Source organism: Saccharothrix sp. NPDC042600 (assembly GCF_040647305.1).
In the GTDB taxonomy this organism is placed as follows: Bacteria; Actinomycetota; Actinomycetes; order Mycobacteriales; family Pseudonocardiaceae; genus Actinosynnema; species Actinosynnema mutabilis.
The window spans coordinates 1-23814 of the sequence record NZ_JBEZBW010000008.1; the positions used below are offsets into that span (position 1 = coordinate 1).

Below are 23814 nucleotides of genomic sequence, written 5' to 3' on the forward strand. Positions count from 1 at the left end.
GTGAGGAACGAGCAAAAAATTTAGCGGCACCCGGCCAAAAGTGTGGTTGGCTCCGCCAGGTCATACGGAGATGACACAAGCAAGAAGCCCCCGCCTTTTCTTTTGCTTTTGTGTCATCTTTGGCGGCCTGCCCGCCGGCGAGGCTCTTTTCGCTTTAGACTGAACGCTGACGCTCTCAAGCCCTCGCTTCGCGGGTCTTCACGCAACGCGCTCCGCGCTCGCAAGCTCGAACGCGCTTCGCGCTTGGGAGCGCTCCGCGCATCGGAACGCGCGAAGCGCTCTCAAGATGAAAAGCGCCTCGCCGGCGGGCAGGCCCCCGGGGGTGGAAGGGCGTCGGTTCGTTCCCCGTACGGCCTGCCGGAGGCAACCACCCTTTGGTCTTCTCCGCAACCGGAAAAGCTGGTTGCGGAGAAGACCAAAGCGCGGTTGGGCTGCGCCCAGGCCGTACGGGGAACGAACCGAGGCCCTTCCTTGGCTTGGCAGCCCGATCAGAAGCCCGCGCTTCGCGCGGATTGCGGCGTGCGTCTAGTGGCGCGCGTATCGGTGCATTTGTAGGCCGCTGGTTGTCTAAATGGTGTTCCCCTGGCGTGTCAGAAGCCGCTGCAGAATGCGCTGGTGTTCGGGCCACTGGCTGTGGCGGATCGGCGTTCCACGCCATCCACGCTCACCTTGCACCCCACCGAGCCGCCCTCCGGTCCCACGGTCACCGTGAGCACCCCGTTCCGCACTTCCCCCGGCACGGACAACTCCGCCCGCCACGGGAACGAACTCAGCTCCACCTCGCGCAGGGCGTTCCCCTCGTCCTCCGCGAAAGTGGAGTACACGACCGTGGCGCGCACGGCCTCTCCGGACACCTCGTACACGACAACGGACCGTTGCTCCGGTCTGGCCGCCCAGTACGCCAGGGCCAGGGCGCTCAGCACGAGTGCCACCGAACCGGCGATCACGATCCACTTCCGGGCGGGTTTGTCGGACTCCGGTGGGTCCGGCTCCGTCATCGTTGGTCTCCTCGGGTGAAGATCGGTTGCTCTGAACGGATCATCGCCCACTTTCTACTGTGAGTTACTCCATTCACCCGTTCGAGTTGCAGTTGGCCAGCGCGAACGGGCCGGTGGCCGTGGCTGTCTTGCGCTGGACGCCGTCTACGAGGATTCGGCAGGTCACGGTGCCGCCGGTCGGGCCGGCCATGGCGGTGAGGGTGCCGGCGCTGAGCAGGCCCTTCACCTTCAGCGTCTTGGACCACGGCAGCGCGGCGGCCGGCTCCTGCTCGGTGGTGCTGTCGCCGTCGCTGTAGGTCGAGTACCGGATGTCCGCCTTGTCGACGTCGCCGGTGATCTCGTAGACGACCGTGGACTCGCGGCCGGCGTGGCGGTCGAGGTCGTCCAGCGGCTCCTCGGGCTCCGCCGCGAACGCCGTCAGCCACACCACCACCGCGCCGGCTAAGAGGGCTAACACGAGCACGGCGACCAGTGGTCCACGGCGGCGCGGGCGGGTGGTCGGGTGCTGGGCGTGGGCCACGGGGTACTCCCTCGGGTCGGCGTACTGAGACGCCGGGACCATCGAGTGACCTCCGACACAGTTACTGGTCGTGATCGAACTGTGGCCTAAAACGCGTCAGGGGCACCCGCGGCGGGGTGCCCCTGACGATCGCGCGGCGCGGGTCTTACAGCTCGATCTCGCCCAGCAGCTCGGCCATGCGCGTGACGCCGGTCTTCAGGTCGTCGTCGCCCAGGGCGTAGGACAGGCGCAGGTAGCCCGGCGTGCCGAACGCCTCACCCGGCACGACCGCGACCTCGGCGTGCTCCAGGATCAGGGCCGCCAGCTGCACGGTGTCCTTGATCTCGGTGCCGCGCAGGGTCTTGCCGATCAGCGCCTTCACCGACGGGTACACGTAGAACGCGCCCTTCGGGGTCGGGCACTCCACGCCCGGGATCGCGGACAGCAGGTCCACGATCGTCCGCCGCCGCCGGTCGAACGCCTTGCGCATCTCGTCCACCGCGTCCAGGGACCCGGAGACGGCCTCCAGGGCCGCGCGCTGCGAGACGTTCGCCACGTTCGACGTCAGGTGCGACTGGAGGTTCGCGGCGGCCTTCACGACGTCGGTGGGGCCGATCAGCCAGCCCACCCGCCAGCCGGTCATCGCGTAGGTCTTGGCGACGCCGTTGAGCACGATCGTCCGGTCGGCCATCGCGGGCACCGCGACCGGCAGGGACACCGTCTCGGCGCCGTCGTAGAGCAGGTGCTCGTAGATCTCGTCAGTGATCACCCACAGGCCGTGCTCCAGCGCCCACTCGCCGATCGCGGTGATCTGCTCGCGGCTGTAGACCGAGCCGGTCGGGTTGGACGGCGAGCACAGCAGCAGGACCTTGGTCTTCTCGGTCCGCGCCGCCTCAAGCTGCTCGACGGTCACCAGGTAGTCGGTGGTCTCGTCGGCCGTGACCTGCACCGGGACGCCGCCCGCGAGGGTGATCGCCTCCGGGTAGGTGGTCCAGTACGGCGCGGGCAGCAGGACCTCGTCGCCCGGGTCCACGATCGTCGCGAACGCCTGGTAGACGGCCTGCTTGCCGCCGTTGGTGATCAGCACCTGGGCCGCGGTGACCTCGTAGCCCGAGTCCCGCTTGGTCTTGGCCGCCACGGCCTCCCGCAGCTCCGGCAGGCCGGCGGCGGGGGTGTAGCGGTGGTTCTTCGGGTCCGCGCAGGCCGCCGCCGCGGCGGCCACGATGGCCTCCGGGGTCGGGAAGTCCGGCTCGCCCGCGCCGAAGCCGATCACCGGTCGGCCGGCCGCCTTGAGCGCCTTCGCCTTCGCGTCCACCGCGAGGGTGGCGGACTCGGCGATACCGCCGATCCGCTTCGAGATCCGGGGGAAGTCGGAGGAGCCGGGCGCGGAGGTCGTCTCAGGTGAGGCCATGGCCCCAATCGTGGCAGACCGCACAACCGAGATGGTGCCCGGCACCCCCTCTGACCGGGCCGGTTGGGAGTAACGGCCCCCTGTGCCGTATGCTTCGACACCGGGAACGTCCAGCCGCTGCCTCACGGGCCACGTGAGGAGGGTGCAAGACGTCCTCAGCCAGCGGGTCCCCTCACGGGGGACCCCGAAGGGGTGTAGCTCAACTGGCAGAGCAGCGGTCTCCAAAACCGCAGGTTGCAGGTTCAAGTCCTGTCGCCCCTGCGTCGAAGCGCGATGGTGAGCGGAGGACGGCATGAGCGAGGGCCGCGAGCAGGACCAGCCGGACGAGCGCGAGAGCGCGGCCCGGCCGGTCACCGCCGCAGCGCGCCGCGAGCGCCGCGGTACCGCGCGTCCGGCGGGCCGCAAGGACGCCGCCGCCAAGCCGTCCGAGGCGAAGAAGTCGGCCGAGTCCGACTCGGACGCCGCGGACCGCAAGGGCCGCCCCACGCGCGCTCGGGGCGACCAGGAGAAGCGGATCGGCTTCTTCGCCCGGATCGTCCGCTACATCCGTGAGGTGGTCAGCGAGCTGCGGAAGGTCATCTGGCCGACCCGCAAGCAGATGATCACCTACACCTCGGTCGTGTTGGTCTTCGTGGCCTTCATGGTGGCGTTGGTGTTCGGCCTTGACTCGGCCTTCGCCTGGGGCGTGTTCAAGGTGTTCGGCTGAGCCGACGCCTCCCCGCCCGGGGTGGCGGTGGCGAACACGTGGATGAAAGGAAGCGAGACCCACAGTGACCTCCGAGAACGGCGTTGACGCCCAGGAGCTGACCGACCTGACCGACGAGCAGGACTTCGACGGTGATGTCGAGGACGTCGAGCAGGACGAGGCGACGGAGGACACCGCGGAGTCCGCTGACGACGCCGCCGAGTCTGCTGACGAGTCCGACGACTCCGACTCCGACGACGAGTCCGACGCCGCCGTGGCCGCGCCGGTCGCCGACATCGACGCCGAGCCGGCCGACCCGGCCGCCGAGATGCGCGAGGCCCTGCGCAACGCGCCCGGCGACTGGTACGTCGTGCACTCGTACGCCGGGTACGAGAACAAGGTCAAGACGAACCTCGAAACGCGCATCCAGACGCTGGACATGGAGGACTACATCTTCCAGGTCGAGGTGCCGACCGAGGAAGTCACCGAGATCAAGAACGGCCAGCGCAAGCAGGTGCAGCGCAAGGTGCTGCCCGGCTACATCCTGGTCCGGATGGAGCTCAACGACGCCTCGTGGAGCGCGGTGCGCAACACGCCCGGCGTCACCGGCTTCGTCGGCGCGACCTCCAAGCCGTCGCCGCTGACCCTGGACGAGGTGCTGAAGTTCCTGCTGCCGCAGGTCGAGCAGAAGCCGGCCGCGGGCAAGAAGGCCGCTTCCGCGCCCGCCAAGACCGCGGTCGAGGTGGACTTCGAGGTCGGCGAGTCGGTCACCGTCATGGACGGCCCGTTCGCCACGCTGCCCGCGACGATCAGCGAGGTCAACGCGGACGGCCAGAAGCTGAAGGTCCTGGTGTCGATCTTCGGCCGCGAGACTCCGGTCGAGCTGTCGTTCAGCCAGGTCTCCAAGATCTGACCGGGTTCCTCCGGTCCGGTCACCAGACTCCGACGCCCCGGTCGGGTGTCGGCAGCCACGCTGCGGCTGGCAGGGCCGCGCGCGGACACCGCAATAACAGGAAGCACTGAGATGCCACCCAAGAAGAAGAAGCTCGCAGCGATCATCAAGCTGCAGATCAAGGCCGGGGCCGCGAACCCCGCGCCGCCGGTCGGCCCCGCGCTGGGTCAGCACGGCGTCAACATCATGGAGTTCTGCAAGCAGTACAACGCCGCGACCGAGTCGCAGCGCGGCACCGTGGTGCCGGTCGAGATCTCCGTGTACGAGGACCGCTCGTTCGACTTCAAGCTCAAGACGCCGCCGGCCGCGAAGCTGCTGCTGAAGGCCGCGGGCGTGGAGAAGGGCTCGGGCGAGCCGCACCGCACCAAGGTCGCCAAGGTGACCATGGACCAGGTGCGCGAGATCGCGCAGACCAAGATGGTCGACCTGAACGCCAACGACGTGGACCAGGCGGCGAAGATCATCGCCGGCACCGCCCGCTCCATGGGCATCACCGTCGAAGGCTGACCCTTTCTTTTTGATCCCGTGGGAGAGCCAAGCGCTGGCTCGTCACCACTACTGTTTGGTTAAGGAACAGAAGCATGAAGCGCAGCAAGGCGTACAAGGCCGCGGCTGAGCTCGTCGACCGGGAGCGGCTGTACTCGCCGCTGGAGGCCGCGAAGCTCGCCAAGGAGACGTCCAAGGTCAAGCTGGACGCGACCGTCGAGGTCGCCATCCGGCTCGGCGTCGACCCCCGCAAGGCCGACCAGATGGTCCGCGGCACCGTGAACCTGCCGCACGGTACGGGCAAGACCGCCCGCGTGATCGTCTTCGCGACCGGCGACAAGGCCAACGAGGCCACCGCCGCCGGTGCGGACGCGGTCGGCAGCGAGGACCTGATCGAGCGCATCCAGGGTGGCTGGCTCGACTTCGACGCCGCGATCGCCACGCCGGACCAGATGGCGAAGGTCGGTCGCATCGCCCGCATCCTCGGCCCGCGTGGCCTGATGCCGAACCCGAAGACCGGCACCGTGACGCCCGACGTCACCAAGGCCGTGACGGAGATCAAGGGCGGTAAGATCAACTTCCGCGTGGACAAGCAGGCCAACCTGCACCTCGTCATCGGCAAGGCGTCCTTCGACCCGGAGAAGCTGGTCGAGAACTACGCCGCCGCCCTGGACGAGATCCTGCGCGCGAAGCCGTCCGCCGCGAAGGGCCGCTACCTGAAGAAGGTCACCGTCTCCACGACGATGGGCCCGGGCATCCCGGTCGACCCGAACCGCACCCGCAACCTGCTGAGCGACGAAGCCACCGCCTGACCGGCTGGCGCGCTGTAGCTGACGAAAGCCCCTCGGCACCTCGTGCCGAGGGGCTTTCGCGCGCCTCAACAGGCCGGCTCGGCCTCGTACCCGGTGATCACCCACGTCTTGTTCTCCTGCATGGAGAGGACGAAGCGACCCAGCCGGGGTCCGCCGTTGACCTGGAGCTTGCACGAGCTGACCACGACCGAGCCGCCGTCGGGCACCGCGCGCATGTCGGCCGGGAAACCGATCTGGCGGTACTGCGCGCCGTTGGTCACCTGCTTGCTGAGCTGGTGCACGGCGGAGTCGCAGTCCGGAGCGCCGAACGCCTCGGTGAACGCCTTCTTCGCCTTGTCCTCGCTGAAGAGCAGGCACGCGCGGCCCGCGTCGTCGTTCAGGACGTGCTTGTAGAGCAGGGCGACCGTGCCCTGGAGCCCGTACGGCGTCTGGGGCGCGATGACGTTGCCCTTGTCGCCGCCGCTGTCCACCGCCACCGAGCCGGGGTCCTCGCCGCCGAAGTACTGCTCGTAGAAGTACATGCCCACCAGCACGACGATGAGCAGCAGGATCAGGCGGCGGACGAGTTTGCTGCCGAGCAGGACCTGCCACAGTGGTTTGCGCGGGGGTGCCGCGGGGGGCGCCGGTGAGGGTGGGGGTGTGGGGGTGCCCGGGGGGAGGGCTTGGGGGCCCTGGGCTTGTTGGAAGCGTTGGAACTCCTGGAACCGTTGGAACTCCTGGAACTGCCGGAGTTGTTCCGGGTCGATGTCCGGGGGCGGCGGGTTCCTCGGTGGCTCTTCGGTCACGGGTCACATCATGCCGATTTGGTGGCTCCGGGACACGTCCCGTACTCTGGTCCACGGTTCCACCAAAGACCGCTGGTCTTCCCACGCCCTCGGGCGCGGGGACGAAGGGTTCGCACGGCGAACGGCCCGCGCAGGAGGACGAGGTAAGCATCAGGCGCGCTCGCGCGTCTCTTCCGCCCCGTGCTGCTGTGCGCCGGGGCGTTTTTCATGCCTTCTCTTCGGCCAGGCCGGCGGCTCACCTAAGCCCAGAGAGGAGGCGATCATGGCGAAGCCCAGCAAGGTTTCGGCCGTCGCCGAGCTGACGGACAAGTTCCGCGGCAGCTCGGCCGCCGTCGTCACCGAGTACCGTGGCCTCTCCATGGCGCAGCTCACCACGCTGCGTCGCGCTCTCGGCGCGGGCACCACGTACACCGTTGCGAAGAACACGCTGGTCAAGCGTGCCGCTCAGGACGCGGGCGTCGAGGGTCTGGAAGACCTGCTCGTCGGCCCGACCGCCATCGCCTTCGTCGAAGGCGAGCCGGTCGACGCGGCCAAGGCGCTGCGCGACTTCGCGAAGGACAACAAGGCCCTGGTCATCAAGGGCGGCTTCATGGACGGCCGCCCCCTCTCGGTCGACGAGGTCACCGCCATCGCGGACCTCGAAAGCCGCGAGGTGCTGCTCGCCAAGCTGGCGGGCGCGATGAAGGGCAACCTGGCCAAGGCCGCGGGTCTGTTCAACGCCCCGGCTTCCCAGGTCGCCCGCCTGGCCGCTGCCCTGCAGGAGAAGAAGGCTTCGGAGGCTCCCGCCGCCGAGGCCGAGGCTCCGGCCGAAAGCTGATCAACCCGACACATCGCGTCCAGTTCGGGCGTTGAATTAGAAAGGACCGCCGATCATGGCGAAGCTCAGCACCGACGAGCTGCTCGACGCGTTCAAGGAGATGACCCTCCTGGAGCTGTCGGCGTTCGTGAAGGAGTTCGAGGCGACCTTCGAGGTCACCGCTGCCGCTCCGGTCGCCGTCGCCGCCGCGGGCCCGGCCACCACCGCCGCCCCGGCCGAGGAGGAGAAGGACGAGTTCACCGTCGTCCTTGAGTCCGCCGGTGACAAGAAGATCCAGGTCATCAAGGTCGTCCGCGAGGTCGTCTCGGGCCTGGGCCTGAAGGAGGCCAAGGAGCTGGTCGAGTCCGCTCCGAAGCCGCTGCTGGAGAACGTGGCGAAGGACGTCGCCGACGCCGCCAAGGAGAAGCTCGAAGCCGCCGGCGCCAAGATCTCGCTCAAGTGAGCCGAGCGGCCCACCGGTGACACCGGCGGGCCGGCGCCCGGAAGCTGAACGCGCGAAAGGGCGGGCACCCACGCTGGGTGCCCGCCCTTTCGCATGCCCGGAACACGTGCCCGGAACGCGTGCCCGGAACGCGTGCCGCGTGCCGCGTTCGCGTACCTGTGACCGGGAGATTGACCGAATCGGGCGAAACGGAGATCACACCGGTCGTTACGCATCCGTGACACCCGCTAACCCAACTGGGGAGTAACCACGACGCGACGGGCTCGTTGCACGGGTATGGCGACCTGCTGCGCGGGCCTCGCCAGGCGTTGTGGCCGGTGACCTGGAGGTGCGATGGGCGTCGAGGTGGTCGTCGAGGGCCTGACCAAATCCTTCGGCAAGCAGACCATCTGGCGGGACGTCACGCTCACCCTGCCGCCGGGCGAGGTCAGCGTGATGCTGGGTCCCTCCGGAACGGGCAAGTCCGTCTTCCTCAAGTCCCTGGTCGGGCTGCTCAAGCCCGAAAAGGGCCGGATCCTGATCAACGGCACCGATCTGGTCCGCTGCTCCGAGCACAAGCTCTACGAGATCCGGAAGCTGTTCGGCGTCCTGTTCCAGGACGGCGCGCTGTTCGGCTCGATGAACCTCTTCGACAACGTGGCGTTCCCGCTGCGCGAGCACACCCGCAAGACCGAGGCCGAGGTCCGGCGGATCGTGCTGGAGAAGATGGAGATGGTCGGCCTCGTCGGCGCGGAGAAGAAGCTGCCCGGCGAGATCTCCGGCGGCATGCGCAAGCGCGCCGGCCTCGCCCGCGCCCTCGTGCTCGACCCCGAGATCATCCTGTGCGACGAGCCGGACTCCGGTCTCGACCCGGTCCGCACCGCCTACCTCTCCCAGCTGCTCATCGACCTGAACTCCCAGATCGACGCCACGATCCTGATCGTCACGCACAACATCACCGTCGCGCGCACGGTCCCGGACAACCTGGGCATGCTGTTCCGCCGCGAACTGGTCATGTTCGGCCCCCGCGAGGTGCTGTTGACCAGCGACGAACCGGTCGTGGAGCAGTTCCTCAACGGCCGCCGCATCGGCCCGATCGGCATGTCCGAGGAGAAGGACCAGGCCACCATGGCGGCCGAGCTGGCGCACCGGGACGCGGGCCACTCCGACGGCTCCCCGGACGAGGACGTGCGCGGCGTGGTGCCGCAGCTCGAACCCACCCCGGGCCTGCCGCCGCGCACCGCCGTGCGCCGCCGCAAGGACCGGGTCATGAGCATCATCCACACGCTGCCGCCCGAGGCGCAGCAAGGGATCATCGCGAGCCTCACGCCCGAGGAGCAGCGCCACTACCGCGTGCTCGCGACCTCCGCCCAGACCCAGCAGAGCTTCGACCGCACGATCCCGGCCGCGGGCACCGCGGTGCCCGTCGCCGAGCGGCCCGCGCCCAGCCCCTGGCCCCGGCGGGGAGGCGACCTGTGAGCGCCCCGGCGACCTTTCCCGGCGCGGGCGCCCTGCGGGAGACCGGCCGGCTGTTCGCGCTCGGCATCGACGTCGTCCGCAACACCTTCCGCCGCCCGTTCCAGCTGCGCGAGTTCATCCAGCAGTGCTGGTTCGTGGTCAGCGTGACGGTCCTGCCGACCGCCCTGGTGTCGATCCCGTTCGGCGCGGTCATCGCGCTGCAACTCGGGTCGCTGACCCGGCAGATCGGCGCCCAGTCGTTCACCGGCGCGGCCAGCGTGCTGGCGATCATCCAGCAGGCGAGCCCGATCGTGACGGCCCTGCTCATCGCGGGCGCGGGCGGCAGCGCCATCTGCGCCGACCTCGGCTCCCGCAAGATCCGCGAGGAGATCGACGCCATGGAGGTGCTGGGCGTCTCGCCGATCCAGCGCCTGGTGGTGCCCCGCGTCCTGGCCGCGATGCTGGTCAGCGTCCTGCTCAACGGCATGGTCAGCGTCGTCGGCGTGATGGGCGGCTACTTCTTCAACGTGATCCTCCAGGACGGCACGCCCGGCGCGTACCTGGCGAGCTTCAGCGCCCTGGCGCAGCTGCCGGACCTGTGGATCTCCGAGATCAAGGCGTTGATCTTCGGCTTCATCGCGGGCATCGTCGCGGCCTACCGCGGCCTGAACCCGGCGGGCGGCCCGAAGGGCGTGGGCGACGCGGTCAACCAGGCCGTGGTCATCACGTTCCTGCTGCTGTTCTTCGTGAACTTCGTGCTCACCACGATCTACCTCCAGGTCGTCCCGGCGAAGGGGAGCTGAGATGGCCACGATCGGCAACCGCGCGCGCAAGGCGGCCAACGCCCCGCTGGCGATGCTGGACACCTTCGGCGACCAGCTCTGGTTCTACCTGCGCGCCCTGGCGTGGACGCCCCGGACGCTGCACCGCTACCTGCGCGAGACCCTCCGGCTGCTGGCCGAGGTCAGCTTCGGCTCGGGCGCGCTGGCGGTCATCGGCGGCACCATCGGCGTGATGGTCGGCCTGTCGGTGTTCACCGGCACGGTCGTCGGCCTGCAGGGCTTCGCCGCCCTGAACCAGATCGGCACGTCGGCGTTCGCGGGCTTCGTGTCGGCCTACTTCAACACCCGCGAGATCGCGCCGCTGGTGGCCGGTCTCGCCCTGAGCGCGACGGTGGGCTCCGGGTTCACCGCCCAGCTCGGCGCGATGCGGATCTCCGAGGAGATCGACGCGCTGGAGGTCATGGGCATCCCGAGCATGCCGTTCCTGGTGACGACCCGGATCATCGCGGGCTTCATCGCGATCATCCCGCTCTACGTCATCGGCCTGCTGACGTCCTATCTAGCGGCGCGGTTGATCACCGTGGAGCTGTATGGGCAGTCAGCCGGCACATATGACCATTACTTCAACCTGTTCCTACCCCCGGTGGACGTGCTCTGGTCGTTCGGCAAGGTCCTCGTCTTCTCGGTCGTGATCATCCTGACGCACTGCTACTACGGCTACCGGGCGTCCGGCGGCCCGGCGGGCGTGGGTGTCGCGGTCGGCCGCGCGGTGCGCACCGCGATCGTGACGACGAGCCTGCTGGACTTCTTCCTGAGCATGGCGATCTGGGGCACGACGACCACGGTGAGGATCGCCGGATGATCACCCGCAGGCTCCTGGGCGTCGTCTTCATCGCGGTCATCGCCCTGTTCCTCAGCCTCACCGTCGCGCTCTACAACGACGCCTTCACCAAGGTCGTCAAGGTGACGCTGAAGACCGACCGGGTCGGCAACCAGCTCCAGCTCGCCTCGGACGTGAAGGTGCGCGGGCTGGTCGTCGGCGAGGTCGCGGACATCCGCACCGAGGGCGACGGCGCCGTGCTGGAACTGGCGCTGCACCCCGACCAGGTGCACCACATCCCCGGCAACGTCTCGGCGCGCCTGCTGCCCAAGACGCTGTTCGGCGAGCGGTACGTGAACCTGGTCGTGCCCAAGCAGCCCGACCTCGCGAACCACCTGGACCAGGGCGACGTCATCGAGCAGGACCGGTCGAGCAGCGCGATCGAGCTGGAACGGGTGCTCGACGACCTCATGCCCGTGCTGCAGGCGGTGCAGCCGGAGAAGCTCGCCACCACCCTGACCGCCATGTCGCAGGCCCTGGACAACCGGGGGAAGCAGCTCGGCGAGACCCTCGTCCAGCTCGACGGCTACCTGGGCGAGCTCAACCCGCAGCTGCCTGCCATCAAGCAGGGCATCAGCAAGCTGGCCGAGGTCTCCGACGTCTACGCCGACGCCGCGCCCGACCTGGTGCAGGCGCTGTCCGACGCCACCGTCACCAGCCGCACGCTGGTCGACCAGCGGGACAAGCTGCTGGCCATGTACGGCACGCTGACCACCACCGCGGTGGACCTGAACAGCTTCGTCACGGTCAACCGGAACAACCTGATCCAGCTCGCCGACGTGTCGCGGCCGACGCTGGAGCTGCTGGCCAAGTACGCGCCCGAGTACCCGTGCCTGCTCAAGGGCCTGACCGAGTTCAAGCCGATCATGGACCAGGTGTTCGGCAAGGGCACCGACGAGCCGGGCCTGCACATCACGCTGGAGATCACCGCGAACCGCGGCAAGTACGAGCCGGGCAAGGACGAGCCGGAGTACGCCGACAAGCGCGGCCCGCGCTGCTACGACATCGTGCCGCGGCCGGACCCGTTCCCGCAGTACCCGCCGGAGGGCGCGGTGAAGGACGGGTCCACGTCCCCGCCGCCCGCCCGCAACGCCACCGACGGCCTGCTGCCGCCCAACACCGGCCAGATCAACCCGGACGGCACCGTCGTCTCGTCGGCGCCCGGCGGTCCGGCGCTCGCGCCGAGCCTCGCGAACTCGCCGGAGGAGATGGACTTCCTCAACGCGCTGCTCGCGCCGCAGTTCGGTCTGCGCAAGTCCGAGATGCCCAGCTTCACGGCCCTGCTGCTGGGCCCGCTGTACCGGGGAGCGGAGGTGACGGTGTGAGGTCGCTCGTCGCGCCGCTGGTCAAGCTGTCGATCTTCGCGGTCGTCACGGTCCTGGCGACCGCGCTGCTCGCGGTGACCATCGCGAACGTCAACTTCACCGGCGCCACCACCTACACGGCCCGGTTCACCGACGTCACCGCGCTCAACGAGGGCGACGACATCCGCATCGCGGGCGTCCGGGTGGGCCAGGTGCAGGACATCCGGGTGGTGGACCGGCGGCTCGCGGAGGTCGAGTTCTCGCTGGAGGGCGAGCGCCGGCTGCCCGCCTCGGCGACCGCGACCATCAAGTACCGCAACCTGGTCGGCCAGCGGTACATCGCGCTGGAGCACGGCGTGGGCGACGCGTCCCCGCTCAAGCCCGGCGACGTGATCCCGCTGGAGCGCACCAAGCCGGCCCTGGACCTGACGGTGCTGTTCAACGGCTTCAAGCCGCTGTTCCAGGCGCTCAACCCGGACGACGTCAACAAGCTGTCCAACGAGATCATCCAGGTCCTCCAGGGCGAGGGCGGCACGATCGACAGCCTGTTGCGGCACACCGCGTCGCTCACCTCGACCCTGGCGAGCCGGGACAGGGTGATTGGCGAGGTCATCGACAACCTGAACACCGTTCTGGACACCGTGAACAGCCGTACGGACCAGGTCTCGACGCTGGTCGCGACCCTCCAGGAGCTGACCACGGGCCTGGCCGGCGACCGGCAGCCGATCGGCGAGTCGATCGCCGCCCTCGGCGACCTGACCAACACCACGGCCGGCCTGCTCACCGAGGCCCGCGAGCCGCTGAAGAACGACATCGCCCGCCTGGGCGTGGTCTCCCGGACGCTGGCCGACAACGAGGCCGTGGTCGAGGGCGTCATCCAGCGGCTGCCGAACAAGATCGAGGCGATGGCGCGCACCGCGTCGTACGGCTCCTGGTTCAACTTCTTCCTGTGCGAGGGCACGGGTCAGATCGCCGTTCCGCCGATCATCAACGACCCGATCCCGATCACCGCCCTCCCCGTCACACAGCCGAGGTGCCGCCGGTGAAACCCGAACGGAATCCGGTGACCATCGGCGCGGTCAGCCTGACCGTGATCGCGCTGCTGCTGCTCGCCGCCTTCTACTCCGACGACCTGCCGATCATCGGCGGCGGCACCACCTACCAGGCCGAGTTCAGCGAGGCCGCCGGGCTGGTGCCGAGCAACGAGGTGCGGGTCGCGGGCGTGAAGGTCGGCAAGGTGACCGACGTCGAACTGGCCGGCGACAAGGTGCTGGTGTCGTTCAAGGTCAAGGACGCCTGGGTGGGCGACCGGACCACGGCGACCATCCGGATCAAGACCCTGCTCGGCCAGAAGTTCCTGGCCCTGGACCCGCAGGGCGCCGAGCCGATGGACCCGGGCAACCCCATCCCGCGCGAGCGCACGCTGGCCCCGTACGACGTGCAGGAGGCGTTCAACGGCCTCGCGTCCACGGTCGGCCAGATCGACACCAAGCAGCTCGCGGACAGCTTCCAGGTGCTGTCGGAGACGCTCGACGGCACCAAGGACAGCGTCCGGGGCGCGCTGGACGGCCTGTCCGCGCTGTCCAAGACGATCTCCTCGCGCGACGAGCAGTTGGCGAAGCTGCTGGCCAACACCCGGCAGGTCACGCAGACCCTGGCCGACCGCAACGAGCAGTTCGAGAAGCTGCTCGCGGACGGCAACCTGCTGCTGGGCGAGCTGCGCAAGCGCCGGGACGCCATCGGCGCGCTGCTGTCCGGCACCCGCGAGCTGTCCAAGGAGCTGTCCGGCCTGGTGGCGGACAACAACGCCCAGCTCAAGCCCGCCCTGGAGCAGCTCGACCGGGTGTCCACGATGCTCCAGCGCAACCAGGACACGCTCAGCCGCAGCCTCGCGCTGATGGCCCCGTTCTACCGGGTGTTCGCCAACACCCTGGGCAACGGCCGCTGGTTCGACACCTACATCTGCGGCCTGCTGCCGCCGTCGGTGAACCTCGGCGTGGTCGGTTTCAACGAAGAGGGCTGCCTGCCCCCCGGCGTGCAGAGGGGGAACTGACGTGGCGACCACGAGGGTCGGACGTGACCTGGGCCGGGCCGTGGCGATCGCGTGCGTGCTCGCGCTCGTCGCCGCGGCGGCGATGTGGTGGGCGTTCGCCGGCGTGAACAGCCGGAAGGTGACCGCGCTGTTCGGCGGGGCGGTCGGCGTGTACCCGGGCTCGGACGTGCGGGTCCTGGGCGTGCGGATCGGGTCGATCGAGGACGTCGAGCCGCAGGGCACGCTGGTCAAGGTCACCATGTCGATCGACCGGACGGTCAAGGTCCCCGCGAACGCGCAGGCCGTCGTGGTCGCGCCGAGCGTGGTCAGCGACCGGTACGTCCAGCTCGCCCCCGCCTACACGGCCGGGCCGGCGATGGGCGACAACGCGACCATCCCGCGCGAGCGCACCGCCACCCCGGTCGAGCTGGACGAGCTGTACGCGAGCCTGGACAAGCTGACCACCGCGCTCGGCCCCAACGGCGCCAACAAGGACGGCGCGCTGTCGGACCTGCTGGACTCGGCCGCGGCCAACCTCGACGGCAACGGCAAGGCGCTCGGCGACACCATCAAGCAGCTCGGCGACGCCGCCCGCACCCTGTCCGGCTCCAAGGACGACCTGTTCGGCACGGTGGACAACCTGCAGAGGTTCACCGGCATGCTGGCCGCCAACGACAGCCAGGTCCGGGACATGAACCGGCAGCTCGCCGAGGTCGCCGGGTTCCTCGCCGACGAGCGGGAGAACCTGGGCGCGGCCCTGACCGAGCTCGCGCACGCGCTGGGGCAGGTGCAGGGCTTCATCCGGGACAACCGGGCGATCATCAAGACCAACGTGGACAAGCTGACCGGCATCACGCAGGTGCTGGTGGACCAGCGGGCCGCGTTGGCCGAGACCCTGGACGTCGCCCCGCTCGCGCTGGGCAACCTCCAGAACGCCTACAACGCGGCGTCGGGCACGCTGGACACCCGCGCCGACCTGAACGAGCTCAACCAGCCGCCGATCGTGCTGGTGTGCAAGCTGATCCAGTCCGTCGAACCGGGCAAGGTGCCGCTGGTGCTGTCGCAGGCGTGCAAGCAGTTGGAGCCCATCCTGTCCGGCGCGGTGCCGCTCAAGATGCCGGCCGAGGTGCTCAGCGACATGTCCCAGGGCAAGGTTCCGCTGCCCCTGCCGCTCGCGGGGGTGCCGCAATGAGGCGTCTGGTGGGTCTGATGGCCGGCGCGCTGCTGCTCACGGGCTGCGGCTCGGGCGGGTTCGACGGCGTCTACAACATGCCGCTGCCCGGCGGTGCGGACCTGGGCGACCGGCCGTACGCGGTGAAGGTGCAGTTCAAGGACGTCCTGGACCTGGTGCCGCAGGCCGGCGTGAAGGTCAACGACGTGCCGGTGGGCCGCGTCGACCGGATCGACCTGGCCGCCGACGGCTGGACCGCCGAGGTGACCGTCCTGGTCAACGGGGACGTGAAGCTGCCCGGCAACGCCATCGCCAAGCTGCGCCAGTCCGCGCTGCTCGGCGAGAAGTACGTGGAGCTGGCCAAGCCCGCCGAGGGGCGCGAGGAGGGCACGCTCGCCGACGGCGCGACCATCCCGGTGGAGCGGACCAACCGCAACCCCGAGGTGGAGGAGGTCTTCGGCGCGCTGTCCATGCTGCTCAACGGCGGCGGCATCGCCCAACTCCAGAACATCAGCAAGGAGCTCAGCGCGGCCCTGGAGGGCAACGAGCCGGAGGTCAAGTCCCTGCTGGCCAACCTGAACACGCTGGTCGGCGAGCTGGACGGGCACAAGACCGAGATCACCCGCGCGTTGGACGGCGTGAACCGGCTGGCCGGCACGCTGAGCGCCCAGCGCGACCAGATCAGCGGCGTGCTGGAGGGCCTGGAGCCCGGCCTGAAGGTGCTCAGCGAGCAGCGCACCCAGCTGGTGACGCTGCTGCAGTCGCTGGACTCGCTGGCCGACGTCGCCGTGGACACCATCGACAAGTCCAAGGCGGACGTCGTGGCCGACCTCAAGGCGCTCGAACCCACGCTGCAGAAGCTGGTCGAGGCGGGCACGAACCTGCCCAACGCGTTCGAGCTGCTGCTGACCTACCCGTTCCCGGACGCGGCCGTCGACGGCATCAAGGGCGACTACACCAACCTGTACGCCGACCTCGACCTGAACCTGGGCACGGTCGTGGACAACCTGGGCCGGTCGCGGCAAAGCCCGCTGCCGACCCTGCCCGGCCTGGACGGCAACGCGCCGTCCCTGCCGCTGCCGCTGCCCAACCTGCCGTTGCCCCACCTCGGCGGCACCCCCGGCCTCGGTGACGTGCTCGGCGGACTCCTGGGAGGTGGTCGGCGGTGATGACGGCCCGCACGCGCCTGCAGATCATCGCGTTCGTGCTGATCGCGCTGGTCGGCGTGAGCTACGTCGGCGCCCGGTACGTCGGCCTGGGCCGCGCGTTCGGCGCGACCGGCTACGTGGTGAAGATGCAGCTCGCCGATTCCGGCGGCGTGTTCACCAACGCCGAGGTGACCTACCGCGGCGTGACCGTGGGCCGGGTCGGCGAGATGCGGCTGACCGCCGACGGCATCGAGGTGGACCTGGACATCGACCCGGACGCGCCGCGCATCCCGGCCGACCTGGAGGCCGTGGTCGCCAACCGGTCCGCGGTCGGCGAGCAGTACGTGGACCTGCGCCCGCGCGGCGAGGAGGGCCCGTACCTGGCGGAGGGCACGGTCATCCCGCGCAGCTCCACCAAGACCCCGCCGCCGGTGGACGGCCTGCTGACCAACCTCGACGCGTTCGCCAAGTCGGTGCCCACCGACTCGCTGCGCACCGTCGTGGACGAGCTGGACCAGGCGTTCAACGGCACCGGGCCGGACCTCCAGGTGCTGCTGGACAACACCCGCGTGTTCACCGAGGCGGCGACGCGGAACCTCCCGCAGACCAAGGCGTTGATCAACGACGGCCTGGTCGTGCTGAACACGCAGGCGGCGCAGGGCAGCGCGATCCGGTCGTTCTCCGGCGACCTGCGGGCGCTGGCGGAGACGCTGAAGAACTCCGACAGCGACCTGCGGGCGTTGATCGGCGTCTCCCCGCAGGCCGCCGAGCAGTTGTCCGCGCTGCTCCGGGAGACCGGCCCGAACCTGGGCGTGGTCCTGGCGAACCTCCTGACCACCGGGAACGTCCTGGTGACCAGGCTGGACGGGCTGGAGCAGATCGCGGTGACCTACCCGATCGCCGTCGGCGGCGGGTTCAGCGTGGCCAAGGGCGACGGCACCGGCGCCCACTTCGGCCTCGCGCTCAACGTCTTCGACCCGCCGCCGTGCACGGTCGGCTACGAGGGCACCAAGATCCGCCAGGGCACCGACACCAGCCCCGTGGCGCTCAACACCGGGGCCTACTGCGCCCTGGCCCGGGGCAGCGTGACCAGCGTGCGGGGTGCGCAGAACGCCCCGTACGGTGGCACCCCGGGCACTCCGAAGGGCGACGAGACGTCCCAGCCGGGCCGGGAGCCCACCACCGGGCAGCCGGGCGAGCCGGTGGTCCTGACCAGCCTGGGGCAGTTGCTCGGTCTGCCGGGCTGAGCGGAGAGGACATCGTGCGACGTTTCTTCCTGCCGATCGCGGCCGTGCTGGCCGTGCTCGCCGCCGGGTACGCCACCTGGGCGGGCGTGTCCTGGTGGGGCGCCTCCACGAACGACTCGGCGGCGTTCGCCCGGGAGCGGGAGGAGGTGCTGCGGGTGGGGCAGGTCGGCATCGCCAACTTCACGACCCTGGACTACAAGAAGGTCGACGACGACCTGAACCGGTGGGTCGACTCGGCCACCGGCGAGCTGCGCACCGAGATCGAGAACGGCCGCGCGGAGCGCAAGAAGCAGATCGAGGACGCCAAGACCGTGACGGTGAGCCGGGTGCTGGACGCGGCCGTGACGGAGCTGGACTCGCGCGCGGGCAAGGCCCGCCTGATCGCCGTGGTCGAGACGACGGTGACGCCGGAGGGCGGCCAGCCGGTCAAGAAGGTCAACCGCTACCAGACCGCCCTGACCCGCACCGACGCCGGCTGGAAGCTCAACGCGCTCGGCCCGGTCGCGGCCGGCGGCGCCTGAGGATAGGAACGACTCGTGCCCCCGTCACGCCGCCGCCCCGTCCCGTCCACCCCGACGGGCCGCCCGAAGGTTGCCGGCCTCCGCAAGCGCCAGGACGCTCCGCCGTCGTCCCCCGAGGCGACCGGTCCCGCTGTCGACCCGGCGGTTGACCCCGCTGTCGATCCCGCTGTCGATGGCGCGGTCGATCGCGTGGAGGAGGAGTTGGAGCCGTCGCCTTTCGTGGACGCGGTCCCCGCGACCACCACCGACCCGGCCTCGCCCGCCGACCCCGGTTCCGGTGCCGAGCGCGGGTCGGGTGCCGGATCGGCCGCGGGACCCCGCCCGACCGGTCGCCGGAAGCGGTCCGGCGCGCCGGTGCCGACGTCCGCCGAGGAGCCGCGCCGGTCGCGCACCGGGGTCGCCGACGCGAAGCCCGTCGAGCGCGGTGGCGTGGTGCTGCCGATCGCCCTGGTCGTGGTGGCGGCGGTGCTGGTGGGGTTGGGCGTGTGGTTCCAGACGCGGTCCGGGGACGTGAAGTACAACCAGGCCCTGGTGGACAGCGCCGGCACGACCGAGGTGGCGGGGCAGGTGCGCGAGGCGGTCGAGAAGTCGTTCTCGTACAACTTCGCGGACGTGTCCGGGACCGAGAAGGCGGCGAACGAGCTGCTGGTCGGCAAGGCGAAGTGCCAGTACAACGCGATCTTCGGGCCGGTGAAGACGCTCGCGCCGGAGCAGAAGCTGGTGGTGACGGTGAAGGCCGTGTCGACCGGCGTGACGAGCCTGGACGGCGACCGGGCGACCGTGCTGCTGTTCCTGGACCAGGTCACGACCCGGACGACGGACAACCAGAGCGGCGGCGGCATCGCGATGATGCGGGCGGGCGCGCAGAAGGTCGACGGGCGCTGGAAGGTGGACAACATGGAGATGTTCGGCGCGGCAGCCGACCAGTCCGCCGCCCTGGCGAAGTGCAACTGACCGGACACGCCCGGTAGCGGGTCTCGCCTCGAGGCACGCCGCACCTCGCCCCCACCGAGGAGGCCGCCCGCCGGCCGGCTTCCGGGGACGCTGCCCCTCGGCGCGCCGCTCCGGGACGCTGCCCCTCGGCGCGCCGGCCCTCGGGGGCGCGCTGGCCGAAGTTGACCGCGCCGTGCCCCACCCGCCGCCGCTGTCGCCGGGTTCCGCCCGCCTCGCCGCCGCGGACCCGCTCAGCCCGCCGCCCCTGCCGCACCGCCCGCTGCGGCGAGCCCTGTCCCGACTCGCCGCCGCCCTTCGCCGTCGCCCGCCCAGATACCCTCGCGCACCCGCCTGGAAACGCCCGCCGAGACGCCCGCCGAAGCGCTCGGCCGTGGCCGCCGGCCCCCGACTCCATGATCGCACGGGGCACCGACAATTTCGGCTCGGCGCAGACCGGGGGTAGCCGCACGGTCGCTGAGCGTGTGCGCTACCTTCATGATCATCGGTCAGGGGTTCGCGACCCGTCGAAACCGCCGCTCGCAACGGCGTAGTACAGTGATCTCCGCCACACTTTTGCACCGGTGACTGAACGGAATCGCCGGGCCTTCCCGAAGGGCGACAAAGACCAGCCAACAGTTCACCCCGGCCCACAACTGTGTAATTCCGCAGGTCAGAGCGGTAACGCGGCGTGAGGTCCGCTTGCGCCACGCGAGTGATCGCCGCGTGGCATCTTGACTGTCGGCGTCGGCGGGGTCACTCTGTCGGTGACGACGAGAAAGGTCCTTCCAGGTGCCTCTCGACAGTTGGCGTGCGCGTGGCTAGACTGCCCCTTTGCGCTGCCCTCTTTCCGTTTGCCCTTCGCCGAGAGCTGGATTGCCGGGCATCGCCGCACCCTTGACAGCCGTGCTAGTCCGCTGCTAGCCAGCTACCTGTCCCTGGAAGGACGCATCTTGGCGATCTCTCGCGCGACCAAGGCCACTGCTGCGACCAACTCCACGTCGGGGATTCCCGGAGCGCCGAAGCGAGTCTCTTTCGCGAAGATCCACGAACCGCTTCAGACGCCCAACCTGCTGGACCTCCAGATCCAGTCCTTCGAGTGGCTCACCGGCGACGAGGCGTGGTTCCAGCGCCGCGTCGACGAAGGTGACGAGACCCCCACCAGCGGTCTCGAAGAGGTCTTGAACGAGATCTCGCCCATCGAGGACTTCTCCGGCTCGATGTCGCTCTCCTTCTCCGACCCGCGCTTCGACGAGGTCAAGGCCTCGACCGAGGAGTGCAAGGACAAGGACATGACGTACGCGGCCCCGCTGTTCGTCACGGCGGAGTTCACCAACCACACCACCGGCGAGATCAAGAGCCAGACGGTGTTCATGGGTGACTTCCCGATGATGACGGACAAGGGCACGTTCATCATCAACGGCACCGAGCGGGTCGTCGTGTCCCAGCTCGTCCGGTCGCCGGGTGTCTACTTCGACACCGCGATCGACAAGACGACCGACAAGGACGTCTTCAGCGTCAAGATCATCCCTTCGCGGGGTGCCTGGCTGGAGTTCGACGTCGACAAGCGCGACACCGTCGGCGTCCGCATCGACCGCAAGCGCCGGCAGCCCGTCACGGTGCTGCTCAAGGCCCTGGGCTGGACCACCGAGCAGATCCGGGAGCGGTTCTCCTTCTCGGAGACGCTGCTGACCACCCTGGAGAAGGACCACACCGCCGGGACCGACGAGGCGTTGCTCGACATCTACCGGAAGCTGCGTCCGGGCGAGCCGCCGACGAAGGAGTCCGCGCAGGCGCTGCTGGAGAACCTGTTCTTCAAGGACAAGCGCTACGACCTGGCCAAGGTGGGCCGCTACAAGGTCAACAAGAAGCTGGGCCTGGCGACGCCGATCAGCACCGGCGTGCTGACCGAGGACGACATCGTCACGACGATCGAGTACCTGGTCCGCCTGCACGCCGGTGAGACCAGCATGCAGCCGGGCGAGACCGAGGTGCCGGTCGAGGTCGACGACATCGACCACTTCGGCAACCGCCGCCTGCGCACCGTCGGCGAGCTGATCCAGAACCAGATCCGGGTCGGCCTGTCCCGCATGGAGCGCGTCGTGCGCGAGCGCATGACGACCCAGGACGTCGAGGCCATCACGCCGCAGACCCTGATCAACATCCGCCCGGTCGTGGCGGCGATCAAGGAGTTCTTCGGCACCTCCCAGCTGTCGCAGTTCATGGACCAGACCAACCCGCTGGCGGGTCTGACCCACAAGCGCCGCCTGTCGGCGCTGGGCCCGGGTGGTCTGTCCCGTGAGCGGGCCGGCATGGAGGTCCGCGACGTCCACCCGTCGCACTACGGCCGCATGTGCCCGATCGAGACGCCGGAAGGCCCGAACATCGGCCTGATCGGCTCGCTGTCCTCCTACGGGCGGGTCAACCCGTTCGGCTTCATCGAGACGCCGTACCGCAAGGTCGTCGATGGTCGGGTCACCGACCAGATCGACTACCTGACCGCGGACGAGGAGGACCGCTTCGTCAAGGCGCAGGCCAACGCGAAGATCGACGACGAGGGCAACTTCCTGGAGGACCGCGTCCTGGTCCGCAAGAAGGGCGGCGAGGTCGAGCAGATCGACCCGCGCGACGTCGACTACATGGACGTCTCCCCGCGCCAGATGGTGTCGGCGGCGACCGCCATGATCCCCTTCCTGGAGCACGACGACGCCAACCGCGCCCTGATGGGCGCGAACATGCAGCGCCAGGCCGTGCCGCTGCTCCGCTCCGAGTCGCCGCTGGTCGGCACCGGCATGGAGCTGCGCGCCGCGGTCGACGCCGGTGACGTCGTGGTGGCCAAGAAGACCGGTGTGGTCGAGGAGATCTCCGCCGACTACGTCACGGTCATGGCCGACGACGGCTCGCGGCAGACCTACGGCCTGCACAAGTTCCGCCGCTCGAACCAGGGCACCTGCATCAACCAGAAGCCCATCGTCAACGAGGGCGACCGGGTGCAGGAGGGCCAGGTCCTGGCCGACGGCCCGTGCACCGAGAACGGCGAGATGGCGCTGGGCAAGAACCTGCTCGTCGCGATCATGCCGTGGGAGGGCCACAACTACGAGGACGCGATCATCCTGTCGCAGCGCCTCGTGCAGGACGACGTCCTGACCTCGATCCACATCGAGGAGCACGAGATCGACGCGCGGGACACCAAGCTGGGCGCCGAGGAGATCACCCGGGACATCCCGAACGTCTCCGAGGAGGTCCTGGCGGACCTGGACGAGCGGGGCATCATCCGCATCGGCGCCGAGGTCCAGCCGGGCGACATCCTGGTCGGCAAGGTCACCCCCAAGGGCGAGACCGAGCTGACCCCCGAGGAGCGCCTGCTGCGCGCGATCTTCGGCGAGAAGGCCCGCGAGGTGCGCGACACGTCCCTGAAGGTGCCGCACGGCGAGTACGGCAAGGTCATCGGCATCCGCGTGTTCTCCCGCGAGGACGACGACGAGCTGCCCCCGGGCGTCAACGAGCTGGTCCGCGTCTACGTGGCCCAGAAGCGCAAGATCCAGGACGGCGACAAGCTCGCCGGCCGCCACGGCAACAAGGGCGTCATCGGCAAGATCCTCCCCGTCGAGGACATGCCGTTCCTGGAGGACGGCACCCCGGTGGACATCGTGCTGAACACGCACGGCGTGCCGCGTCGTATGAACATCGGCCAGGTGCTGGAGACCCACCTCGGGTGGATCGCCAAGCAGGGCTGGAGCATCAACGGCGACCCGGACTGGGCGAAGAACCTGCCCGCCGAGCTGTACGAGGTCGAGCCCGGCACGAAGACCGCCACCCCGGTCTTCGACGGCGCCCGCGAGGACGAGATCACCGGTCTGCTCGGCTCCACCATCCCGAACCGCGACGGTGAGCGGATGGTCAAGGAGAACGGCAAGGCGCAGCTGTTCGACGGCCGCAGCGGCGAGCCGTACCCGTTCCCGGTGTCGGTCGGCTACATGTACATCCTGAAGCTGCTGCACCTGGTGGACGACAAGATCCACGCCCGCTCCACCGGCCCGTACTCGATGATCACCCAGCAGCCGCTGGGCGGTAAGGCGCAGTTCGGTGGCCAGCGCTTCGGTGAGATGGAGTGCTGGGCGATGCAGGCCTACGGCGCGGCCTACACGCTGCAGGAGCTGCTCACGATCAAGTCCGACGACGTGCTCGGCCGCGTGAAGGTCTACGAGGCCATCGTCAAGGGCGAGAACATCCCGGAGCCGGGCATCCCGGAGTCCTTCAAGGTGCTGCTCAAGGAGCTCCAGTCGCTGTGCCTCAACGTCGAGGTGCTGTCCTCGGACGGCGCCGCGATCGAGATGCGCGACGGCGACGACGAAGACCTGGAGCGCGCGGCCGCGAACCTCGGCATCAACCTGTCGCGGTCCGAGTCGCCGTCCGTGGACGACGTCGTCAACTAGAACCCTCGCCGGTCACCGGGGAAGGCCTCCCGCCCTCCC

At 69.5% G+C, this 23814-nt stretch carries 22 protein-coding genes and 1 tRNA gene; 19 read left to right on the forward strand and 4 right to left on the reverse strand.

Annotation, left to right across the window (positions count from 1 at the left end):
• Window positions 1-590: 590 nt before the first annotated feature.
• The 3 genes from AB0A74_RS08425 to AB0A74_RS08435 form a co-directional block, all read right to left on the reverse strand.
• Window positions 591-998 (reverse strand): hypothetical protein, encoded by a 408-nt coding sequence (locus AB0A74_RS08425; RefSeq protein ID WP_358248206.1) that lies wholly within the window; start codon window positions 996-998, stop codon window positions 591-593.
• 73 nt (window positions 999-1071) lie between these two features.
• Window positions 1072-1560, reverse strand: coding sequence for an MmpS family transport accessory protein (locus AB0A74_RS08430; RefSeq protein ID WP_358248207.1), 489 nt, complete (start codon window positions 1558-1560; stop codon window positions 1072-1074).
• Window positions 1561-1663: 103 nt separating this feature from the next.
• Window positions 1664-2908, reverse strand: a complete 1245-nt coding sequence (locus AB0A74_RS08435) for a pyridoxal phosphate-dependent aminotransferase (RefSeq protein WP_358248208.1) — start codon at window positions 2906-2908, stop codon at window positions 1664-1666.
• 188 nt (window positions 2909-3096) lie between these two features.
• Between AB0A74_RS08435 and AB0A74_RS08440 the strand changes: the two genes are divergently transcribed.
• The 5 genes from AB0A74_RS08440 (at window position 3097) to rplA (ending at window position 5843) form a co-directional block, all read left to right on the forward strand.
• Window positions 3097-3169, forward strand: a tRNA-Trp gene (locus AB0A74_RS08440).
• A gap of 31 nt (window positions 3170-3200) precedes the next feature.
• Window positions 3201-3614 carry a preprotein translocase subunit SecE gene (secE, locus tag AB0A74_RS08445; RefSeq protein ID WP_358248209.1) on the forward strand — a complete coding sequence of 138 codons (414 nt, stop codon included), beginning with the start codon at window positions 3201-3203 and terminating at the stop codon, window positions 3612-3614.
• Window positions 3615-3678: 64 nt separating this feature from the next.
• Entirely contained in the window at window positions 3679-4506 is an 828-nt protein-coding gene (gene nusG / locus AB0A74_RS08450) for a transcription termination/antitermination protein NusG (protein ID WP_358248210.1), read from the forward strand.
• Window positions 4507-4617: 111 nt separating this feature from the next.
• Window positions 4618-5052 (forward strand): 50S ribosomal protein L11, encoded by a 435-nt coding sequence (rplK, locus tag AB0A74_RS08455; protein ID WP_121224842.1) that lies wholly within the window; start codon window positions 4618-4620, stop codon window positions 5050-5052.
• Window positions 5053-5126: 74 nt separating this feature from the next.
• Window positions 5127-5843: a 50S ribosomal protein L1 gene (gene rplA / locus AB0A74_RS08460; protein ID WP_343935322.1), complete on the forward strand. Its 717-nt coding sequence runs from the start codon at window positions 5127-5129 to the stop codon at window positions 5841-5843.
• 65 nt (window positions 5844-5908) lie between these two features.
• Here rplA and AB0A74_RS08465 read toward each other — a convergent pair whose 3' ends face one another.
• Window positions 5909-6628, reverse strand: a complete 720-nt coding sequence (locus AB0A74_RS08465; protein ID WP_358248211.1) for a hypothetical protein — start codon at window positions 6626-6628, stop codon at window positions 5909-5911.
• A 262-nt stretch (window positions 6629-6890) separates the two neighbouring features.
• Between AB0A74_RS08465 and rplJ the strand changes: the two genes are divergently transcribed.
• The 14 genes from rplJ (at window position 6891) to rpoB (ending at window position 23775) form a co-directional block, all read left to right on the forward strand.
• Complete coding sequence (gene rplJ / locus AB0A74_RS08470) at window positions 6891-7445, forward strand: 50S ribosomal protein L10 (RefSeq protein ID WP_343935324.1); 555 nt, start codon at window positions 6891-6893, stop codon at window positions 7443-7445.
• 55 nt (window positions 7446-7500) lie between these two features.
• The gene (gene rplL, locus AB0A74_RS08475; protein ID WP_358248212.1) at window positions 7501-7887 is read left to right on the forward strand and encodes a 50S ribosomal protein L7/L12; all 387 of its coding nucleotides are present in this window, start codon (window positions 7501-7503) and stop codon (window positions 7885-7887) included.
• 333 nt (window positions 7888-8220) lie between these two features.
• Window positions 8221-9345, forward strand: a complete 1125-nt coding sequence (locus tag AB0A74_RS08480) for an ABC transporter ATP-binding protein (protein ID WP_358248213.1) — start codon at window positions 8221-8223, stop codon at window positions 9343-9345.
• Window positions 9342-10127 carry an ABC transporter permease gene (locus tag AB0A74_RS08485; protein WP_343935327.1) on the forward strand — a complete coding sequence of 262 codons (786 nt, stop codon included), beginning with the start codon at window positions 9342-9344 and terminating at the stop codon, window positions 10125-10127. The genes AB0A74_RS08480 and AB0A74_RS08485 overlap by 4 nt, the downstream gene beginning before the upstream one ends.
• 1 nt (window position 10128) lies before the next feature.
• Window positions 10129-10968 carry an ABC transporter permease gene (locus AB0A74_RS08490; protein WP_358248214.1) on the forward strand — a complete coding sequence of 280 codons (840 nt, stop codon included), beginning with the start codon at window positions 10129-10131 and terminating at the stop codon, window positions 10966-10968.
• On the forward strand, window positions 10965-12311 hold the full coding sequence (locus AB0A74_RS08495) for an MCE family protein (RefSeq protein WP_358248215.1): 1347 nt from the start codon (window positions 10965-10967) through the stop codon (window positions 12309-12311). Before AB0A74_RS08490 ends, AB0A74_RS08495 begins: the two co-directional genes overlap by 4 nt.
• Window positions 12308-13336 (forward strand): MCE family protein, encoded by a 1029-nt coding sequence (locus AB0A74_RS08500; RefSeq protein ID WP_358248216.1) that lies wholly within the window; start codon window positions 12308-12310, stop codon window positions 13334-13336. The genes AB0A74_RS08495 and AB0A74_RS08500 overlap by 4 nt, the downstream gene beginning before the upstream one ends.
• Complete coding sequence (locus AB0A74_RS08505) at window positions 13333-14343, forward strand: MCE family protein (RefSeq protein ID WP_358248217.1); 1011 nt, start codon at window positions 13333-13335, stop codon at window positions 14341-14343. Before AB0A74_RS08500 ends, AB0A74_RS08505 begins: the two co-directional genes overlap by 4 nt.
• A gap of 1 nt (window position 14344) precedes the next feature.
• Entirely contained in the window at window positions 14345-15514 is a 1170-nt protein-coding gene (locus tag AB0A74_RS08510) for an MCE family protein (protein WP_358248218.1), read from the forward strand.
• Window positions 15511-16662, forward strand: coding sequence for an MCE family protein (locus AB0A74_RS08515; RefSeq protein ID WP_358248219.1), 1152 nt, complete (start codon window positions 15511-15513; stop codon window positions 16660-16662). The genes AB0A74_RS08510 and AB0A74_RS08515 overlap by 4 nt, the downstream gene beginning before the upstream one ends.
• On the forward strand, window positions 16659-17888 hold the full coding sequence (locus tag AB0A74_RS08520; RefSeq protein WP_358248220.1) for an MCE family protein: 1230 nt from the start codon (window positions 16659-16661) through the stop codon (window positions 17886-17888). Before AB0A74_RS08515 ends, AB0A74_RS08520 begins: the two co-directional genes overlap by 4 nt.
• Before the next feature lie 14 nt (window positions 17889-17902).
• A complete protein-coding gene (locus AB0A74_RS08525) occupies window positions 17903-18409 on the forward strand; it encodes a hypothetical protein (protein WP_343935336.1) in 507 nt (168 codons plus the stop codon).
• Window positions 18410-18598: 189 nt separating this feature from the next.
• Window positions 18599-19363 (forward strand): hypothetical protein, encoded by a 765-nt coding sequence (locus AB0A74_RS08530; RefSeq protein WP_358248221.1) that lies wholly within the window; start codon window positions 18599-18601, stop codon window positions 19361-19363.
• A 929-nt stretch (window positions 19364-20292) separates the two neighbouring features.
• Window positions 20293-23775, forward strand: coding sequence for a DNA-directed RNA polymerase subunit beta (gene rpoB, locus AB0A74_RS08535; protein WP_358248222.1), 3483 nt, complete (start codon window positions 20293-20295; stop codon window positions 23773-23775).
• Window positions 23776-23814 lie beyond the last annotated feature (39 nt).

Bases quoted from the DNA above. Each gene is read 5' to 3' on its own strand.
- AB0A74_RS08515 (WP_358248219.1), top strand. From the start codon at position 15,511: ATGAGGCGTCTGGTGGGTCTGATGGCCGGCGCGCTGCTGCTCACGGGC.
- AB0A74_RS08490 (WP_358248214.1), top strand. From the start codon at position 10,129: ATGGCCACGATCGGCAACCGCGCGCGCAAGGCGGCCAACGCCCCGCTG.
- rplL (WP_358248212.1), top strand. From the start codon at position 7,501: ATGGCGAAGCTCAGCACCGACGAGCTGCTCGACGCGTTCAAGGAGATG.
- AB0A74_RS08495 (WP_358248215.1), top strand. From the start codon at position 10,965: ATGATCACCCGCAGGCTCCTGGGCGTCGTCTTCATCGCGGTCATCGCC.
- secE (WP_358248209.1), top strand. From the start codon at position 3,201: ATGAGCGAGGGCCGCGAGCAGGACCAGCCGGACGAGCGCGAGAGCGCG.
- AB0A74_RS08435 (WP_358248208.1), bottom strand. From the start codon at position 2,908: ATGGCCTCACCTGAGACGACCTCCGCGCCCGGCTCCTCCGACTTCCCC.
- rplA (WP_343935322.1), top strand. From the start codon at position 5,127: ATGAAGCGCAGCAAGGCGTACAAGGCCGCGGCTGAGCTCGTCGACCGG.
- rplK (WP_121224842.1), top strand. From the start codon at position 4,618: ATGCCACCCAAGAAGAAGAAGCTCGCAGCGATCATCAAGCTGCAGATC.
- AB0A74_RS08480 (WP_358248213.1), top strand. From the start codon at position 8,221: ATGGGCGTCGAGGTGGTCGTCGAGGGCCTGACCAAATCCTTCGGCAAG.
- rplJ (WP_343935324.1), top strand. From the start codon at position 6,891: ATGGCGAAGCCCAGCAAGGTTTCGGCCGTCGCCGAGCTGACGGACAAG.
- AB0A74_RS08425 (WP_358248206.1), bottom strand. From the start codon at position 998: ATGACGGAGCCGGACCCACCGGAGTCCGACAAACCCGCCCGGAAGTGG.
- AB0A74_RS08430 (WP_358248207.1), bottom strand. From the start codon at position 1,560: ATGGTCCCGGCGTCTCAGTACGCCGACCCGAGGGAGTACCCCGTGGCC.